At 73.4% G+C, this 17,098-nt stretch carries 19 protein-coding genes; 9 read left to right on the plus strand and 10 right to left on the minus strand.

From position 1 onward, the window contains the following. The first annotated feature begins 70 nt into the window (after positions 1 to 70). Positions 71 to 679, plus strand: a complete 609-nt coding sequence (locus ACA514_RS32020; RefSeq protein WP_375045003.1) for a hypothetical protein — start codon at positions 71 to 73, stop codon at positions 677 to 679. Here ACA514_RS32020 and ACA514_RS32025 read toward each other — a convergent pair. Next, a complete protein-coding gene (locus tag ACA514_RS32025; protein WP_375045004.1) occupies positions 649 to 1,113 on the minus strand; it encodes a MarR family winged helix-turn-helix transcriptional regulator in 465 nt (154 codons plus the stop codon). The genes ACA514_RS32020 and ACA514_RS32025 overlap by 31 nt on opposite strands. Before the next feature lie 264 nt (positions 1,114 to 1,377). Between ACA514_RS32025 and ACA514_RS32030 the strand changes: the two genes are divergently transcribed. After that, positions 1,378 to 1,629, plus strand: a complete 252-nt coding sequence (locus ACA514_RS32030) for a hypothetical protein (RefSeq protein ID WP_375045005.1) — start codon at positions 1,378 to 1,380, stop codon at positions 1,627 to 1,629. Here ACA514_RS32030 and ACA514_RS32035 read toward each other — a convergent pair. After that, positions 1,618 to 2,046 (minus strand): MarR family winged helix-turn-helix transcriptional regulator, encoded by a 429-nt coding sequence (locus tag ACA514_RS32035; RefSeq protein WP_375045006.1) that lies wholly within the window; start codon positions 2,044 to 2,046, stop codon positions 1,618 to 1,620. The genes ACA514_RS32030 and ACA514_RS32035 overlap by 12 nt on opposite strands. Before the next feature lie 109 nt (positions 2,047 to 2,155). Here ACA514_RS32035 and ACA514_RS32040 point away from each other — a divergent pair, with 109 nt between their 5' ends. Both ACA514_RS32040 and ACA514_RS32045 read left to right on the plus strand, forming a co-directional pair. Beyond that, positions 2,156 to 3,040, plus strand: a complete 885-nt coding sequence (locus ACA514_RS32040; RefSeq protein ID WP_375045007.1) for an MBL fold metallo-hydrolase — start codon at positions 2,156 to 2,158, stop codon at positions 3,038 to 3,040. Continuing rightward, on the plus strand, positions 3,037 to 4,254 hold the full coding sequence (locus ACA514_RS32045; protein WP_375045008.1) for an MFS transporter: 1,218 nt from the start codon (positions 3,037 to 3,039) through the stop codon (positions 4,252 to 4,254). Before ACA514_RS32040 ends, ACA514_RS32045 begins: the two co-directional genes overlap by 4 nt. Here the strand turns inward: ACA514_RS32045 and fahA are convergent. From fahA to ACA514_RS32065, 4 genes are all read right to left on the minus strand, one after another. Continuing rightward, positions 4,249 to 5,424, minus strand: a complete 1,176-nt coding sequence (gene fahA / locus ACA514_RS32050; protein WP_375045009.1) for a fumarylacetoacetase — start codon at positions 5,422 to 5,424, stop codon at positions 4,249 to 4,251. The two genes, ACA514_RS32045 and fahA, sit on opposite strands and share 6 nt — an antisense overlap. Beyond that, positions 5,421 to 6,263, minus strand: a complete 843-nt coding sequence (locus ACA514_RS32055) for a hypothetical protein (protein ID WP_375045010.1) — start codon at positions 6,261 to 6,263, stop codon at positions 5,421 to 5,423. The genes fahA and ACA514_RS32055 overlap by 4 nt, the downstream gene beginning before the upstream one ends. Continuing rightward, a complete protein-coding gene (locus ACA514_RS32060; RefSeq protein ID WP_375045011.1) occupies positions 6,260 to 7,456 on the minus strand; it encodes a homogentisate 1,2-dioxygenase in 1,197 nt (398 codons plus the stop codon). The genes ACA514_RS32055 and ACA514_RS32060 overlap by 4 nt, the downstream gene beginning before the upstream one ends. Before the next feature lie 140 nt (positions 7,457 to 7,596). Beyond that, positions 7,597 to 8,127: a MarR family winged helix-turn-helix transcriptional regulator gene (locus tag ACA514_RS32065; RefSeq protein ID WP_375045012.1), complete on the minus strand. Its 531-nt coding sequence runs from the start codon at positions 8,125 to 8,127 to the stop codon at positions 7,597 to 7,599. A 155-nt stretch (positions 8,128 to 8,282) separates the two neighbouring features. Between ACA514_RS32065 and ACA514_RS32070 the strand changes: the two genes are divergently transcribed. Next, positions 8,283 to 10,019: a pyruvate dehydrogenase gene (locus ACA514_RS32070; protein ID WP_375045013.1), complete on the plus strand. Its 1,737-nt coding sequence runs from the start codon at positions 8,283 to 8,285 to the stop codon at positions 10,017 to 10,019. Here ACA514_RS32070 and ACA514_RS32075 read toward each other — a convergent pair whose 3' ends face one another. Together ACA514_RS32075 and ACA514_RS32080 are read right to left on the minus strand one after the other, a co-directional pair. After that, positions 10,020 to 10,517, minus strand: coding sequence for a nuclear transport factor 2 family protein (locus tag ACA514_RS32075; RefSeq protein ID WP_375045014.1), 498 nt, complete (start codon positions 10,515 to 10,517; stop codon positions 10,020 to 10,022). A 96-nt stretch (positions 10,518 to 10,613) separates the two neighbouring features. Beyond that, entirely contained in the window at positions 10,614 to 11,513 is a 900-nt protein-coding gene (locus ACA514_RS32080) for a LysR family transcriptional regulator (protein WP_375045015.1), read from the minus strand. A 92-nt stretch (positions 11,514 to 11,605) separates the two neighbouring features. On the opposite strand from ACA514_RS32080, the gene ACA514_RS32085 reads away from it, so the two are divergent. From ACA514_RS32085 to ACA514_RS32095, 3 genes are all read left to right on the plus strand, one after another. Continuing rightward, positions 11,606 to 13,003: an MFS transporter gene (locus tag ACA514_RS32085; protein WP_375045016.1), complete on the plus strand. Its 1,398-nt coding sequence runs from the start codon at positions 11,606 to 11,608 to the stop codon at positions 13,001 to 13,003. A gap of 71 nt (positions 13,004 to 13,074) precedes the next feature. After that, a complete protein-coding gene (locus ACA514_RS32090; RefSeq protein ID WP_375045056.1) occupies positions 13,075 to 13,434 on the plus strand; it encodes a helix-turn-helix domain-containing protein in 360 nt (119 codons plus the stop codon). A 49-nt stretch (positions 13,435 to 13,483) separates the two neighbouring features. Beyond that, positions 13,484 to 13,894: a VOC family protein gene (locus ACA514_RS32095; protein ID WP_375045017.1), complete on the plus strand. Its 411-nt coding sequence runs from the start codon at positions 13,484 to 13,486 to the stop codon at positions 13,892 to 13,894. Here the strand turns inward: ACA514_RS32095 and ACA514_RS32100 are convergent. Together ACA514_RS32100 and ACA514_RS32105 are read right to left on the minus strand one after the other, a co-directional pair. After that, a complete protein-coding gene (locus ACA514_RS32100; protein WP_375045018.1) occupies positions 13,891 to 14,556 on the minus strand; it encodes a pentapeptide repeat-containing protein in 666 nt (221 codons plus the stop codon). The two genes, ACA514_RS32095 and ACA514_RS32100, sit on opposite strands and share 4 nt — an antisense overlap. 22 nt (positions 14,557 to 14,578) lie before the next feature. Further along, entirely contained in the window at positions 14,579 to 15,172 is a 594-nt protein-coding gene (locus tag ACA514_RS32105; RefSeq protein ID WP_375045019.1) for a TetR/AcrR family transcriptional regulator, read from the minus strand. A 164-nt stretch (positions 15,173 to 15,336) separates the two neighbouring features. Between ACA514_RS32105 and ACA514_RS32110 the strand changes: the two genes are divergently transcribed. Further along, entirely contained in the window at positions 15,337 to 16,926 is a 1,590-nt protein-coding gene (locus ACA514_RS32110) for an MDR family MFS transporter (protein ID WP_375045057.1), read from the plus strand. The last annotated feature ends 172 nt before the right edge of the window (positions 16,927 to 17,098 follow it).

A 17,098-nucleotide genomic window follows, 5' to 3' on the forward strand; every position in this document is an offset into this window, starting at 1 on the left:
CTCGGGTGGGGGACGCGGATCCCGCCGGCGGGGGAGGCGGGGCGTGAAGTGTGCGCGCGACCGTCGGGGCATGACCGATTCCGCCATTGCCGTTCCTCGTCCCGGGCGGGTGCGGGCCGCGTGGGCCGCCGCGCACGCGCCCGCCGCCGGGGTGCCGCGCTGGGCGAGGACCGCCGCGTTCGCCGTCCCGCTCGCCGTGCTCCCGTCCAGCCTGTGGCGGATCGCGGCCGTCGCCCTGCACCTGCCGATCATCCGGGACGCGGGTTCCGACGCGAGCGGCAACCTGCCGCCGTGGCTGCCGATAGAGCTTTACGTGGTGCTCCTGTCGGTGGTGTCCGAACTGCTGGCGTTCACCGCCGTCGGGCTCGTGTCGACGTGGGGCGAGGTCTTCCCGCGATGGGTGCCGTTCCTGCGCGGACGGCGCGTGCCGACGCTCGCGGCGGTCGTCCCGGGGGCGATCGGGGCCACCGTCTTGACCGTGCTGTGGACGTGGGCGGTCGGCATGCTGGCGTTCGGCCGCGACCTGGCGGGCGATCGGCTCACCGCCGACGCGCCGGTCAACTTCGAAACCTGGCAGGGCGTGCTGGCCGTCGTCGCCTACGTGCCACTCGTCGCCTGGGGGCCGCTCCTCGGCGCCGTCACGCTCGCCTACTGCCGGCGGCGTGCCCAGGGTGCCTGAGACACGGTGCCGTCCAGGAGGACGGTGGCCAGGCGGGTCAGTTCGGCGCGTTCGGCGGGAGCCAGGCGTCCGGTGAGGGCGGCGACGCGGCGGGCGATCTCGGCGCCGGCCCGCTCGGTGAGCCGCTCGCCGTCCGGCGTCAGCGAGACGAGCACGGCCCGGCCGTCGTGCGGCGACGGCGAGCGCCGCACGAGGCCGCGCTTCTCCGCGCGGCCGACGAGCCCGGTCATGGACGACTTGTCCAGCCCGAGGTAGGTGGCGAGCTCCACCATGCCGGCCCGCCGGTCGCGCAGGATGCCCAGCAGCCTGATCTGGACGATCGACAGGTCGTGCTCGGAGCCGATGGCGGACAGGACGCCCTGGACCAGGAACGACAGCTGCACGAGGGCGTCGACCGGGTCGAGGGGGCGGTCGCCCGCGGGATCGGTGGTCATGGGGACAGCCTAGTTGACGTAGTACGTGTCACAAACTACTTTGCGAAGTAGTACGTGACACAAACTAGATCGGGGAGCCACCATGCGCTCCGCCGCCGACGGAAGCCACTACACCTCGGACGGAGTCCTGCCGCTCGTCCCCGGCATCGACGCGGTCGGCCGCACCCAGGACGGCGAACTGCTCTACTTCGTCGCCGCCGACGACGCGCCGGGCACCCTCGCGCCGACCGCGCGAAGGCCCTGGCCTGGGTACAGATCGGCTCCATGGCCGGGCTGGAGATCACGCTCCCGTCGTTCGTGCTGCGCGCCGCGAACCTGAGCATCATGGGCAGTGGCCAGGGGTCGGTGACGGCCGCGGGCATCGTCGCGGAACTGCCGTCACTGGCACAGGAGATCGCCTCCGGCGCGCTCGCCGTGGATGCCGTCCCCGTGCCGCTCGGCCAGGTCGAGCAGGTCTGGAACGCCCCGGTCACCCCCGGCCGCCGGATCGTCCTGGCGCCGATGTCAGTGGAGTGAGCGGGCGCGGAGCAGGAGGCCCTGGAGGGTGTCCTGCTCGTCCTGGTCCAGGGCGCCCAGGGGCGAGTCCTTGGTGAGCAGTTCGAGCAGCCGGGCGCGCAGGCCGGTGCCGTCCGGGGTCAGGACGAGCTGCTTGGCGCGGCGGTCCTGCGGGTGCGGGCGGCGCTCGACCAGGCCGCGCTTCTCCAGCTTGTCGACGACGAACGTGGCGTTGGACGGCTCGCAGCTCATCCGGTCGGCGAGGTCGCGCATGGTCATCGGGCCGGTCAGCTCGCGCAGCGCGGTGGCCTGCGGGCCGGTCAGCCCGAGCGTCGCGGCGCGCTCGCGGACGTGCTCCTCGATCTGCCGGGACAGCCCGGTCACCAGCCCGCACAGTGCCCGCTCGGCCGCCGCGGCGAACTCCGGATCGCTGCTCATGGCCCGAGTTTACATCAAGCTGCAATGGTTGCAGCTTGAATAGTTCTAGTTGTAAGTTTCCCGGTGTGCGGCGGCCGCAGGGCGCGGCCGCCTCCGGAGGGAGACCGCCATGCCCAGCACCACCGGCACGCCCGCCACCGGCGCCAGCGACCGCCTCGCCGCCGAGGCCGGCATCAGGACCGTCCAGCTCGGCGACCTGCGGATCAGCTACGTGCCGGACGGCGCCGTCGCGCTCAAGCCGCGCACCTGGCTCCTCGGCTCGCCCGCCGGGTTCTGGGACGCGCACCCCGAATACCTCGACGCCACCGGCAACCTCGTCGCCAGCATCGGCGGGCTGCTGGTCGAGCACGGCGACCGCGCCCTACTGGTCGACGCGGGCGTCGGCCCGCGCACCTGGCCCGACGACCCCGCCAAGCCGTTCGGCGCGGCGCACGGCGGCGCGCTGCTCGACGGCCTCGCCGCGCTCGGCCGCGACCCCGCGAGCATCGAGGCCGTCGCCGTCACCCACCTGCACAGCGACCACGTCGGCTGGCTCTGGCCCGCCGCCCCCGACCGCCGCCCGCCCTTCGCCGACGCGCGGGTCCTGCTCACCGCCGCCGAGTGGGAGCACCGGCACCTGTCCGGCACCGGCGACGACATCCTCGACGGCTTCGCCGACCAGGTGCAGGTGGTCGCCGACGGCGAGGAGGTCTTCCCCGGCGTGCGGGTCCGGGCGACGTACGGCCACACCGCCGGGCACGCCACGTACGAGATCACCTCGGACGGGCGGCGGCTCATCGCGTTCGGCGACGCGCTGCACAGCCCCGCCCAGATCGACCATCCCGAATGGTCCGCCGCGCCCGACCACGACCCGGTGCTGTCCGCCGAGGTCCGCCGCCGCCTCGTCGCCGATCTCGCCGAACCCGGCACGATCGGCTTCGGCATCCACTTCGCCGACGTGCAGTTCGGCCGCGTCGTCCCCGGCACCCCCGGCTGGCACCCGGAGCACCCGTGACCGGCCCCGCCCCGCGCGGAGGGCCCTGGCCCGGCGTCGTCGCCGCCGCGCTCGCCGCGACCGCGGCGGTGATGCCCGGGTTCGCGGTCGGCGCCTTCGCCCCGTCCATGCAGGACACCCTGCACACCACGCGGACGACGCTGGGCCTGGCGATGAGCGCCTTCTATGCCGCGAGCGCGCTGGGGTCGCCCGTCGCGAAGCGGCTGGCCGCGCGGCTGCCCGTCCCGGCCGTCCTGTCGGCGGCGGCGATCGTCGCGGCGCTGGCGATGCTGGCCCTGTCCCGCGCCGGGCACGTCGCGGTCCTGTTCCCGGTGCTGGTCGCCGCGGGGTTCGCCAACGGGCTCGTCCAGCCGGCGGCCGGGCGGCTCATCGCCGCCCGCGCCCCGGCCCGCCGCCGTTCCCTCGCGGCCGGGACGGTCGGCGCCGCACTCGGCGCGGGCACCCTCATCCCCGGCCTGCTCGTCGCCCTGGTCGTCCACCCCTACGGCTGGCGCGCCGCCATGGCGATCGCAGGGCTGCTGGCGCTCGTCCCCGCGGCCCTGGCCCCGCTCGCCCGCACGCCCGCGACGGAACGGCGGCGCACGGCGCACGCGCCCGAGCCCATGCCGCGCGCCGTCCGGCGGACGCTGGTCCTGTGGGCGGCCGCGGCGGCGCTGTCGGCGACCGGCAACAACGCGGTGGCGTCGTATTTCGTGCAGCTCGGCGCGCATTCCGGGGTCCCGGACGCGCTGACCGGCGACCTGCTCGCGCTGAGCGCGGTCATCGCGATCGCCGTGCGGCTGGTCGCCGGCGCGCTGGCCGACCGGGCACCGCGGGGCGACCGCGCGGTCATCGCGGCGATGATGCTGAGCGGCGCCGCCGGGCTCGCGCTGATCGCGGCCGGCTCCCCGGTCACCTTCCTCGCCGGGGCCGTGCTGGCGTTCTCCGCCGGGTGGGGCTGGACGGGCCTGCTGCTGTCGGCGGCGCTGCGCCTTCTGCCGGACCGCGCCGAGAACGCGGGCCACACCGTCCAGGTCGGCGTTTACACCGGCGCGACGATCGCCCCGTTCGCGTTCGGCGCCCTGTCGGCGTCGTTCGGGTTCGCAGCGGCGGCGCTGCTCGCGGCCGTGGCCGCGCTCGCCGCCGGGTCCCTCATGGCCACGACAGCCGGAAGCGTCCGCGCGCCCGCGGCGGACCGGGCGGGCGGCCCGCCGCGAGTGCGGACGTGCTCATGAGCTCGCGGGCAGGACGCGGCCCGTCACCGCGCCGAGGCCGAGGCGCGCGCCGCCCGGTCCCGGCGCGGTGGCGGAGATCGTGACCGTGTCGCCGTCCTCCAGGAACGTGCGCGGCTCGCCGCCGACCTCGATCGGCTCCCTACCGCCCCAGGTCAGCTCGATGAACGCGCCGCGCTGGTCCTTCCGCGGGCCCGACACCGTCCCGGACGCGAACAGGTCGCCGGTGCGGGACGAGGCGCCGTTCACCGTCATGTGCGCGAGCATCTGCGCGGGCGACCAGTACATCTCGCGGTACGGGGGACGCGACACCACCTGCCCGTTCCACTCCACGACGAGGTCGAGGTCGAGGCCCCACGGGTTCTTCTCGCGCAGGTAGGGGAGCGGTTCGGGGTCTTGCGGCGGCGTGGGGACGCGGGCGGCCTCCAGCGCGAGCAGCGGCACCACCCACGGCGACACCGACGTCGCGAAGCTCTTGCCGAGGAACGGCCCGAGCGGCACGTACTCCCACGCCTGGACGTCGCGCGCCGACCAGTCGTTGACCAGCACGACCCCGAAGACGCGCTCGGCGAACTCGTCCACGCCCACCGGGGCGCCGAGCGGCGAGCCGGTGCCGACGACGAACCCGACCTCCGCCTCGATGTCCAGGCGGCGGCACTCCCCGAACGCCGGAGCGGGCTCGTCGGGCGCCTTGCGCTGCCCGCTCGGCCGGACGATGCCGGTGCCGGACGGGACGACGGTGCCCGCGCGGCCGTGGTAGCCGACGGGCAGGTGCTTCCAGTTCGGCATCAGCGGCTCGGCGTCCGGCCGGAACAGCCGCCCGAGGTTCGACGCGTGGTGCTCGGAGGCGTAGAAGTCGACGTAGTCGGCGACCTCGAACGGCAGTTGCAGCGTCACCGCGTCCAGCGCGTGGACGGCGTCGCCGGGGAGGTCGCCGGACACGGCGGCCAAGACGTGCTCGCGGACCTCGACCCACCGCGCGTGCCCCTGCGCCATGAACGCGTTGAGCGACGGCCGGGAGAACACGTCGTCGCCGAGGACGGCGGCGAGGTCGACGACCGAGTCCGCCACCCGCACCCCGACGCGCGGCTCCCCGCCACGCGGCGAGAACACGCCGTACGGCAGGTTGTCGAGACCGTAGAGCGAACCGTCCGGGATCGGGATGCGGGTCAAGCGTCCTCCTTGAGGAGCGAGGCCGGGAGGAGGCCGAGGGCGGCGAGTTCGGTCAGCGGGTCGGTGATGCTGCACGTGCCGAACGACAGGAAGCGGGAGCGGGCGAAGGCCGCGCGGGCGTCGCCGAGGCCGGCGACGCGGGCGGCGATGGACGCGGCGTCGCGGTCGGCGAGGATCGCGGTCAGCTCGGCGGGGCCGGCGCCGTGCATCGCCGCGTCGGTGGCGAGCAGCAGGTTGAGGAATCCGTGCTGGTGGAAGCCCGTTTCCGGGTCGGTGTTGCGCACCGGGTGGTGCAGCCCGGCGGTCGCCTTGAACGGGACGCCGGCGTGCACGGCGGCGACGACCGCGGCGGCCAGCTCGTCCGGCCCGGGGTACAGGTTCGCGTGGACGCCGCCGGTGCGGAACTTGGCGCGGTGCCCGGTCGCGGCGAGCGCGTCGATGACCGCGGGACGGCGCTCGTCGCGCGGTACCTCGACGTACACCGGGACGTCGAGCAGCTCCAGCCCGTGCACCAGGTCGGACGCCGTCATCCCGGTGGGCACCGCGACCTCGACGGCGTGCACCTCGACGGGCAGGTCCGCGGCGGCCGCCACGGCGTTCGCGGCCTGCGCCGGGCCGTTCGGCGCGGTGATCGACAGGTCCAGCGGGTCGCTGGTGACCAGCGGGTAGAGCTGGTCGAGCGCGGTGGCGGGCAGCACGAGCGGCCCGACGAGCGCGGCGTAGGGGGCGGCCCGGTGCCGCCGGTGGGCCGGGACGGCGTCGGCCAGCGGGGCGAGGCCGGGCGGGAACACCGCCGCGTCGTCGCAGAGGCCGCGCGCGAACGCGGGCAGGCCGGTCATGGGTTCCGCCTCCCCGCCCACGTCCACGCGTACGCGGGGTCTTCGCAGGCCTGGCCGCCTTCGCCGAGTTCGAGCGGGCGGAAGGTGTCGACCATGACGGCCAGCTCGTCGAAGAACTCGACGCCGATGCCGCGCTCGTACGCGCCGGGCTGCGGGCCGTGCGCGAGGCCGCCGGGGTGGACCGACACCGAGCCCTGCCCGATGCCGGAGCCCTTGCGCGCCTCGTAGTCGCCGCCGCAGTAGAACATGATCTCGTCGGAGTCGACGTTGGAGTGGTAGTAGGGCACCGGGATCGACAGCGGGTGGTAGTCCACCTTGCGCGGGACGAAGTTGCACACCACGAAGTTGTGGCCCTCGAACACCTGGTGGACGGGCGGCGGCTGGTGAACGCGGCCGGTGATCGGCTCGAAGTCGTGGACGCTGAAGGTGAACGGGTACAGGCAGCCGTCCCAGCCGACGACGTCGAACGGGTGCCGCGCGTAGACGAAGCGGGTGCCGCCGATGCCGCGCGAGGTGCGGTGCTTCACCAGGACCTCGACGTCGGTGCCCTCGGCGGTGAGGATCTCGCCGGGGCCGTGCAGGTCGCGCTCGCAGTAGGGGGCGTTCTCCAGGAACTGCCCGAACCGTGACAGGTACCGCTTCGGCGGCGCGACGTGCCCGGTGGCCTCGATGACGTAGGCGCGCAGGGGCTCGTCGCTTTCGGGCAGCCAGCGGTGCGTGGTCGAGGCCGGGATGACGACGTAGTCGCCCGCTTTCGCGGCGAGCGTCCCGAAGATCGTCTCGACGGTCGCGGCGCCGGACTCGACGTACACGATCTCGTCGCCGGTCGCGTTCCGGTACAGCGGCGACTCGGCCGCGGACACGACGTAGGAGAGCCGGACGTCGTCGTTGCCGAGGATCAGCCGGCGCCCCGTCACGGCGTCGGTGCCCGCCCACGTCTCCTTGGGGAACAGGTCGTGGAGCCGGAGATGGCGCGGCTTGAGCGGGTGGTTGGGCGTGGTGGCCGCGTCCGGGACGTCCCAGATCCGCGAGTCGACGATCGCGGACGGGATCTCCCGGTGGTACAGCAGCGAGGAGTCGGCGGTGAAGCCCTCCTCGCCCATCAGCTCCTCGAAGTAGAGCCGGTCGGACGCGTCCCGGTGCTGGGTGTGCCGCTTCGGCGGCACGTCCCCGACCCGCCGATAGTGGGCCATGGGTCCCTCGCCTCCCCTAAATGATTAAGGCGTGTACTACTTCTTGCGACACTACGTCGCACGGCGGGGGCTGAAAAGGCCCACGGTCCGCCCGGGCGCGCTCCGGCCGGAACCGGCCCGGGTGCCGGGCCGGCCCCGGGCTAGCTCCGCTCGCGGACGTCGAACTGGTGCCGGTTCGCGATCAGCTTGTCCAGCAGCATGATCAGCATCCGCTGCTCGGTCTCGGTGAGCACGCCCGCCCACTGGCGTTCCCGCTCGTGCTGGCCCGCAAAGATCTCCAGCATCCGCCGGCGGCCGTCCTCGGTCAGCGACAGGATCACCGAGCGGCCGTCGCGCTCGCCCGGCGTGCGCACCATCATCCCGTCCGCGACCAGCGTCTTCGCCAGGTTCGACACGGCGGCCCGGCTCATCCCCGCGAGCGTGGCGGCGCGGCCCGGCTCCAGCGGGCCGGCCAGCCAGGTCACGAACAGCAGCCGGAACCCGGCCCAGGAGTGCCCGTGCGGCCGGTGCACCGTGGACTCCAGGTCGTAGGTGACGATCGCCGACGCCCGGTTCAGCGTCAGCAGCAGCCGGGTCGCGAGCCGGTGCGGGAAGCCGAACTCGTCCGCCAGCCGGCCGCCCGCGAGATCGACGAACGACCAGAAGTCCAGGTCCTCGTGCTCGTCGTCCATGCCCGCCACCCTAATCCCGCGTCCCGGAGCCAAGTAGTTCAACGATTTATCATCTCTCCCTTCCGGTGCCCGGGGCACGCCCGGCCCCTCCGGGCAGGTGTCGCCGCGGCGATCATGGGCAGGCTCCTGCTCGACGCGGGGAGTTCGGAGGGGACATGGCGACGGTCGCGGACCAGTTCATCCAGGTGCTGCGCCAGGCGGGCGTGCGGCGCATCTACGGCGTGGTGGGCGACAGCCTCAACCCGGTCGTGGACGCGGTCCGGCGCACCGGCGGCGACATCGAGTGGGTGCACGTCCGCAACGAGGAGGCGGGCGCGTTCGCCGCCGCCGCCGAGGCGCAGACCACCGGGCGGCTCGCCGTCTGCGCGGGCAGTTGCGGGCCCGGCAACACGCACCTGATCCAGGGCCTCTACGACGCGCACCGGTCCGGCGCGCCCGTCCTGGCGCTGGCCTCGCAGATCCCGAGCACCCAGATCGGCAGCGGCTACTTCCAGGAGACCCATCCCGAGCGGCTCTTCACCGAATGCAGCCACTACTGCGAGCTGATCAACGGGCCGGGGCAGATGCCGCGCATCCTGCGCACCGCGATCCAGCACGCCGTCGGACTCGGCGGCGTCGCCGTCCTCGCCCTTTCCGGCGACATCGCCAGCAAGGACGCCGAGAACCCCACCGGCGAGCACGACTTCCTCGTCCACAGGGGCATCGTGAAACCGCCCGCCGACCAGGTCGACCAGCTGGCGCACGCGCTCAACCGGGCGCGTAAGCCGATGCTGTTCTGCGGTTCCGGCGTCCAGGACGCGCACGCCGAGGTCATGCAGCTCGCGCACAAGCTGCTGTCGCCCATCGGGCACGCCCTGCGCGGCAAGGAATGGATCCAGTACGACAACCCGTTCGACGTCGGAATGAGCGGCCTTCTCGGCTACGGCGCCTGCTACGAGGCGATGCAGGAGGCCGATCTCGTCCTCCTGCTCGGCACCGACTTCCCGTACGACCCCTTCCTTCCGGGACGGCACACCATCCAGGTGGACGACGACCCCGCCAAGCTGGGCCGCCGCACGCCGCTCACTCTCGCCGTCCACGGCGACGTCGGTGAGACCCTCCGCCTCGTCATGGACAAGGTCGAGCAGAAACGCGACCACTCCTATCTCGACGAAATGCTGCACCGGCACGCGCGCTCGCTGGAGAACGTCGTCTCCGCCTACACGCGCGACATCGAGAAGCACTCCCCGATCCATCCCGAATATGTCGCGGACGTCCTGGACGACCTCGCCGCCGACGACGCGATATTCACCGTCGACACCGGCATGTGCAACGTCTGGGTCGCCCGCTACATCACACCGAACGGCCGCCGCCGCGTGATGGGCTCCTTCGTGCACGGGTCGATGGCCAACGCCCTGCCGCACGCGATCGGCGCCCAGTACGGCGCGCCCGGCCGCCAGGTCATCTCCGTTTCCGGTGACGGCGGCCTCGGCATGCTGCTCGGCGAAATCCTCACCGTGAAACTGCACCGCGTCCCGGTCAAGATAATCGTCTTCAACAACGCGTCACTCGGCATGGTCCGCCTGGAAATGATGGTGGACGGCCTGCCGTCCTACGAGACCGACCACGAGGCCGTCGACTACGCCGCCATCGCGCAGGCCGCCGGCATCGAGGCCGCCCGTGTGGAACGGCCCGCCGACGTCCGGGACGCGATGGCGGCCGCCCTCGACGCGCCCGGCCCCTACCTCCTGGACGTGGTCACCGACCCCAACGCCCTGTCGATCCCGCCGCACATCACGCCGGCGCAGGTCAAGGGCTTCGCGCTCGCCGCCGGCAAGACCGTCCTCACCGGCGGCGTCGGCAAGATGCTGGACCTGGCCCGCAGCAACCTCCGCAACATCCCGCGGCCCTGATCACGGCCAGCCGAGCTGGGTCACCTCGGTGCCCTCGGGCAGCGGGCGACGGATCGTCCACAGCGGCCGGACGTGCGACTTCGCCATCTTCCACCGCCCGTCCTCCAGGACGTACGCGTCGTCGTACTCGGCCGTCATCAGCAGTTCGGTGCCGTCGACCCGGTTCAGCTGCCGGAAGCGCAGCGTCCAGGAACCGGACGCGGAGACGTCGTCGATCAGGGTGATGACGGGATGGAAGCCGTGGTGCATGTCGAGCACCGCGTACCGGCCGCCGGCCTCGCTCAGCGCGATCTCGGCGAACACCCGCGCGAGCTCGTCGGCGTCCTCGAACGTGCCGAGCGAGCCGTAGTCGATCGACGCGGGGCCCCTGACGAAGCAGTCCCGGAACGCGGCCGGGTCCTTGCCGTCGCACGCCCGCCAGTACCGGTACTTGAGGGCCTTGATCGCCTCGATCCGCTCCAGGTCGGCCGTCCGCTGCTCCAGGGAGCGTTCCGCCATGTCCGAGCCCCTTTCCCGAGTGGATCAGCGAACGCTAACCGCGCGGCGCCGGCGGGGCGGCGGCCGCTCCCGCCCACCGGGAACACCGGGCCCCGGTCAGTCCCGGTTCTCCGCGACCATCTCGCGGGCGTGGGCGACGAGCCGGCGCAGCGCGGGGCTGCGGTTGTCGCGGTGCCAGGCCAGCGCGATCGGGACGGTCGGGACGGGATCGGCGAAGCGCCTGACGACGACGCCCGGGATGTGCAGCGTGTCCGCCTTGCCCTCGGTGACGAAGGTGATGCCGTGCCCCTGCGCCACGGCGTGCAGCATCCGCTCCTCCTCGGGCTCCCAGTGCGCGACGGGCGGCCGGACCCCTTCGCCGAAGACCTGGTCGAGCATCCGGTCCCACATCCCCGGGCCGTGCTCGCGCGGCCACCAGACGAGCGGGCGGCCCGCCACGTCGGCGGTGCGGAGGCGCCGCTTGCGGGCCAGCGGGTCGTCGCCGCGGACCGCCGCGACGATCGCCTCGGCACCGATCTCCAGGACGGCCAGGCCGTCGCCCTGGTCGATGGGCGGCCGGACGATCGCCGCGTCGACGGCCCGCTCGCGCAGCCGCTGCTCGTGCAGCGCGGTGAAGCCGCTGGTGAGCCGGAGTTCGACGGCGGGGTGCGCGGCCCGGAAGCCGTCGACGAGCGCGGTGACGGGGCCGCCGGGCGCGGAGCGGGTGAGGCTGACGGTGAGCCGCCCCGCCTCCCCGCGGCCATGCCGGCGCACCAGCTCGACGGCCGCGTCCGCGCGGGCCAGGACGTCCTGGGCGGCGGGTAGCAGCGCGGCCCCGGCCTCGGTCAGCGCCACGCCGCGCCGGTTGCGGGCGAACAGCTCCGCGCCGAGCTCGCGCTCGAACGCCTTGATCTGCTGGCTCAGGCCCGGCTGGGCGACGTGCAGCCGCTGCGCGGCCCGGCCGTAGTGCAGCTCCTCGGCGACCGCCACGAAGTAGCGCAGATGTCGCAGCTCCATGCCGCCGACGATAACGGGTGATAACTCCGGCTTCTCACAGGCGAAGAACCAGGACTTGGACGCCGCCGCCCCGCGCATGGCCGAATGGCCCCATGGTCACCGCAACGACAAGCCCGCGCGCCGCCGGGACGGCCGGCGCGCGGCAGTGGATCGCCCTCGGATCGGTACTGCTCGCGACGTTCATGGGACTGCTGGACGCGAGCATCGTGACGGTCGCCGTCCCGTCCATCCAGCACGGGCTGGGCGCCTCGTTCGGCGAGGCGCAGTTCGTCGCCGCCGGATACACGCTGGCGTACGCGGTCGGCCTGGTGACCGGCGGGCGCCTCGGCGACCTGTACGGGCGGCGGCGCGCCTTCCTGGCCGGGGTGCTGCTGTTCCTCGTCACCTCGGTGCTGTGCGCGGCGGCGCCGTCCGCCCCGCTGCTGATCGGCGCCCGCGTGCTGCAGGGGCTGGCCGCCGCGGTGATGCTGCCGCAGGTCCTGTCGATCATCCAGGCGTCCTTCACCGGCTCCGCGCGGGCGAGCGCCCTCGGGCTGTACGGGGCGACGATCGGGCTGGCCTCGATCTCCGGGCAGATCGTCGGCGGCGCGCTGCTCGGCTGGGACCCGTTCGGGCTCGGCTGGCGCTCGGCGTTCCTGGTCAACGTCCCGATCGGGCTGGCGGCCCTGCTCGTCGCGGGCGCGACCGTCCCGGAGGGGCGCGGCGCGCGCTCCCGCCTGGACCTCGGCGGGGCGGGCCTCCTCGGGCTCGCCCTGGCCGGCCTGCTGCTCCCGGCCGCGCTCGGCTGGCCCGTGTGGAGCCTGCCGATCCCGCCGGCGGGCGCGGCGCTGCTCGTCGCCTTTGGCTTCTTCGAGCGGCGGCAGGCGAACCCGCTGGTGCCGATGCGGCTGCTCGCGCAGCGGCGGATGGTGCGGGGCCTGGCGACGGTCCTGGGCTTCTACGCCGGCAATGCCGGCCTGTTCCTCCTGCTCGCCTACCACCTTCAGGCGGGGCTCGGGCAGAGCCCGCTGCGGAGCGGGCTGATCTTCGCGCCGCTCGGCGTCGGGTTCGCGGTCGCCAGCCTGACCGGCCGCAGCCGCGCCGCGCTGGTGCCCGGCGCGGCGCTGATGGCGGTCAGCCTCGCCGCGATGCTGCTGATCGTCGGGACCGTCCCGGGCCACGCCCAGATCGGCTGGCTGCTGCCCGCGCTGGCGGTCTCCGGGATCGGCGAGGGGCTGGTCGCCGCGCCGCTGATCGGCAAGGTCCTGGCGGGGGTCGACCCGGCGGACGGCGGTGCCGCCGGCGGCGTCCTGCTGACCGCCACGCAGGTCGCGAACGCCGCGGGCGTCGCGCTGATCGGCGGCTTGTTCGCGGGCGCGCTCGGCGCCGCGCCCGGCACCCCGGGGACCGCGGCGTCCGCCTACGACCACGCGACCATGGTCACGACCGCCGTGGTGCTGGCCCTGGCCGTCGTCACCGGCCTGCTCGCCCGCACCCTCTCCGAGCGCTGAGCGGCTTCCCGGCCCGCCGGACGTGGTGGGATGGGGACGTGAGCGGGGCAGTGGAGCAGAGCAACCGCCGGATGCTGCGGGCGCGGGACGCGATGGACCGCGCCTACGCGCAGCCCCTGGACGTCCCGGCGCTGGCCCGGATCGCCCACGTGTCGCCCGCGCACTTCACGCGGACGTTCCGGGCGGCGTTCGGCGAGACGCCGCACCGCTACCTGCAGCGCCGCCGCGTCGAGCGGGCCATGTTCCTGCTGCGGGAGACCGACCGCAGCGTCACCGACATCTGCTTCGCGGTCGGCTTCGGCAGCCTCGGCACGTTCAGCCGCACGTTCCGCGGCATCGTCGGCCGGTCGCCGCGGGAGTACCGCCGGGAGGCGGTCGCGGCGAACGTGCCGACCTGCTTCACCATGGCGTGGACCAGGCCGAGCGGCTGAGCAGTTTCGGAGAAGTTTCTCCGGGCCGAACCTCGCTAGCGTGAGGCGCATGTTCAACGCGATCACGCATTCCCAGATCTACGTCCTCGACCAGGACGAGGCCCTCGACTTCTACGTCGGCAAGCTCGGCCTGGAGGTCAACGCCGACGTCGACATGGGCTTCATGCGCTGGCTGACCGTCAGCGTCCCCGGCGAGCCCGGCCGCCAGGTCCTGCTGGAGCGGCCGGGACCGCCGTCGCTGTCGGAGGAGACGGCCGCGCAGGTCCGCGAGCTGCTGACCAAGGGCGCGACGGGCGGGTCCCTCATCTTCGGTACCGACGACTGCCGCAAGACCTACGAGACGCTGCGGGACCGGGGCGTCGAGTTCACCGAGGAGCCCACCGAGCGCCCGTACGGGATCGACGCCGCGCTCCGCGACCCCTTCGGCAACAGCATCCGCTTCACCCAGCTGAAGTCCTAGTCCTCGATCGTGATGTCCATCGCCGCGGCCAGGGCGAACAGGAGGCCCTGGGCGTCGGCGGCGGGGACGATCGCGCCGGCGAAGCTCTGCACGCCCCGGACGCCGTAGAGGTCGCAGTCGGACAGCCGGGTGCCCTTCATCGTGGCGTTGCTGAACTGGGCGCCGGCCAGCCTGCACCGTTCGAAGCGGACGCCGGACAGGTCGGCCTCCTGGAAGTTGGCGTCGGTGAGGTTGCAGTCGCGGAACACCACGTTCTTGAACCGGCTGAAGCGGTAGGACGACAGGTCGGCGCGGCAGTCGCGGAACAGGACGTCCCGCAGCGACGACCCGGTCATCGCGGTGCCGGTGAGGCGGCTGCCGTCGACCAGCGTGCGCAGGAGCCGCGCGTCGGTGAGGCGGAGGTTCGCCAGGTCGCAGCCGGTGAACTCGGCGTCGGAGAACTCGGCCCGCCGCATGGCGGTGCCGGCCAGGCGGGTCTCGCGGAAGCGGCAGCGGTCGAACTCGACGTCCTCCACGTCATGGGCGGACAGGTCGAGCGGCCCGTAGTCGGCGGACAGGTACACGCCGTCGTCGGCGAGGACGGCGTCCGCGGGCGCGAGGGTGCCGGGGAGCTTGGGGGCGGCGGGTTCCTTGGGGCGCGTGGCGCGCGTGTTGGCCGGCATCCGCCCGACCTTAGCGGCGGGGTCAGACGAAGCGGGCGGCCATCTCGGTGAGGGCCTCGTCGGTCACCTCGGCCATGGGGCGGGGCGGGTCCCCTTCGGCCCAGGTGAGGGCGCCGATGCGCAGGGCCGTCATGAAGGCGCCCGCCATGACGACGGCGCGGGTGGAGCGGGGCGGGAGCCCGTCGTGGTCGGCGACGAGGTCGGCGAGGGCGCGCTCGGACGTGGCGTAGTGCGAGAGCTGGCGGGCCAGGACGGACGGGTGGGCGCGGGCGAGCCGGGTCTGCGCGGCCCAGCGCGGGTCGGGCTCGCCGATCTCGCCGGACAGGTCGTGGAACGCGGCGCGCAGCGCGGCCCAGGACGTCTCGCCGGGCGGGCGGGCGGCGAAGCGGTCGAGGAGGCCGCGCATGCGCTGCTCGTCGCCGTAGAGGAGCGCGTCCTCCTTGCCGTCGAAGTAGTTGGAGAAGGTGCGGCGGGACACGCCGGCGGCGTCGGCGATGGCCTCGACCGTGACCGCGTCCAGCCCGTGCTCGACGGCGAGGCGCATCGCGGCCTCGTGCAGGGCCGTGCGCGTCGCCTCCTTCTTGCGCTCGCGCAGCCCGCCGGCCGTGGTCTCCATGGTGCCTCCACCCTAGCGGGGCAGATTTTTTCTCGATGCGAAAACTTGCCCAGTGGGAATAATGTGGGCCGCTGACGCCTTGTAGAGGGCGTTCCCACTCTCACCGGAGGCGTCCCTTGACCGTGTCCGCCGACCAGCCGGCCCCGCCGGCGCCGTCCGCGAAGATGTCGCGCAGGTCGATCCTCGAAGCGCTCAGCGGCCTGATGCTGGTGCTCTTCGTCGCGATGCTGAGCGAGACCGTCGTGTCCACCGCGCTGCCGCAGATCATCGGCGCGCTCAAGGGCACCCAGTCGCAGTACACCTGGGTCGTCACCGCGACCCTGCTGGTCGCGACGGCCAGCACCCCGATCTGGGGCAAGCTCGCCGACCTGTACGACAAGAAGAGGCTGCTCCAGGTCTCCATCGTCATCTTCGTCGTCGCGTCGATCGCGTCCGGGTTCGCGCAGAACAGCGCGCAGCTCATCGCGTTCCGCGCGCTCCAGGGCCTCGGCGTCGGCGCGCTGCAGATCCTCGTCCAGATCGTCATGGCGGCGATGATCAGCCCGCGCGACCGCGGCCGCTACTACGGCTACCTCGGCGCGGTCATGGCGGTCGCCACCGTCGGCGGCCCGCTGCTCGGCGGCCTGATCGTCGACACGTCCTGGCTCGGCTGGCGCTGGTGCTTCCTCATCGGCGTGCCGTTCTCCGTCGTGTCGTTCACGCTGCTGCAGAAGACGCTGAAGCTGCCCGTCGTCCGGCGCGACGACGTGAAGATCGACTACTGGGGCGCGACGCTGCTGGCCGGCGGCGTCAGCCTGCTGCTCATCTGGGTGACCTTCGTCGGCGACAAGTTCTCCTGGCTGTCCTGGCAGACCGGCGCGATGGTCGGCGCCGGAGTCCTGATCCTCGCCGCCGCAGTGTGGGTCGAGTCCCGGGTCGCCGAGCCGATCATCCCGCTCGGCATCATCGCCCGCCGCAACACCGCCCTCGCGATCGTGGCCAGCCTCGCGGTCGGCATGGCGATGTTCGGCGGCGCGGTCTTCCTCGGCCAGTACTTCCAGATCGGCCGCGGCTACAGCCCGACCGAGGCCGGCCTGCTCACGATCCCGATGATGGTCGGCGTGCTCGGCTCGTCCACGATCGTCGGGCGGCTCACCAGCCGGACCGGCAAGGTCAAGTCCTACATCGTCACCGGCGCGGTCGTGCTGACCGCCGGGTTCGCGGCGCTGGCCACCATCGACCAGAACACCTCGCTGGTCTTCGTCGGCGCCGGGATGCTCCTGGTCGGCGCCGGGGTCGGCATGGCGATGCAGAACCTCGTCCTGGTCGTGCAGAACTCGGTGCACCTGAACGAGATCGGCGCCGCCAGCGGCACCGTCACGTTCTTCCGCTCGCTCGGCGGGACGATCGGGGTCTCGGTGCTCGGCGCCGTCCTGGCCAACCGGGTGTCGGGCAACATCGCCGACGGCCTCTCCCGCATCGGCGTGAACCCGTCCGGGGGTGGCGGCGACACCGGGAACCTGGACGTCGGCGCGCTGCCCGGCCCGATCCGCGAGATCGTCCGGGCCGCCTACGGCGACGCGACCGGGCACATCTTCCTGTTCTCCGCGCTGATCGCGGTGGTCGGGATCGTCGCGGCGGCGTTCCTCAAGCCGGTGACGCTGCGCGACAGCCTCGACCTGCCGGCCGACGCCGCGCCGGGCACGCCCGCCGAGGCTCCGGCCCTGGTGCCCGCGGCGGCCGTCAGTGAGACGGGGAGTTCAGCAAGCCGGTGATGTCCGGCTGAGATCGGGGGCCGACGGGCCGCTGCGTTCGACGCGGCGGCCCGTCGCTATGACCAGGGAGTTCTTGGGCTCGTTAGCAGGATTGCGCGGAGTGGCCCACACATTTGCGCACGATCCTGACAACCAATGGGCGGGCCGGTGCGCCATCCTTGTGGTACTCGGA

The sequence above is a fragment of the Actinomadura sp. NTSP31 genome, assembly GCF_041951385.1.
GTDB lineage: Bacteria > Actinomycetota > Actinomycetes > Streptosporangiales > Streptosporangiaceae > Spirillospora > Spirillospora napierensis.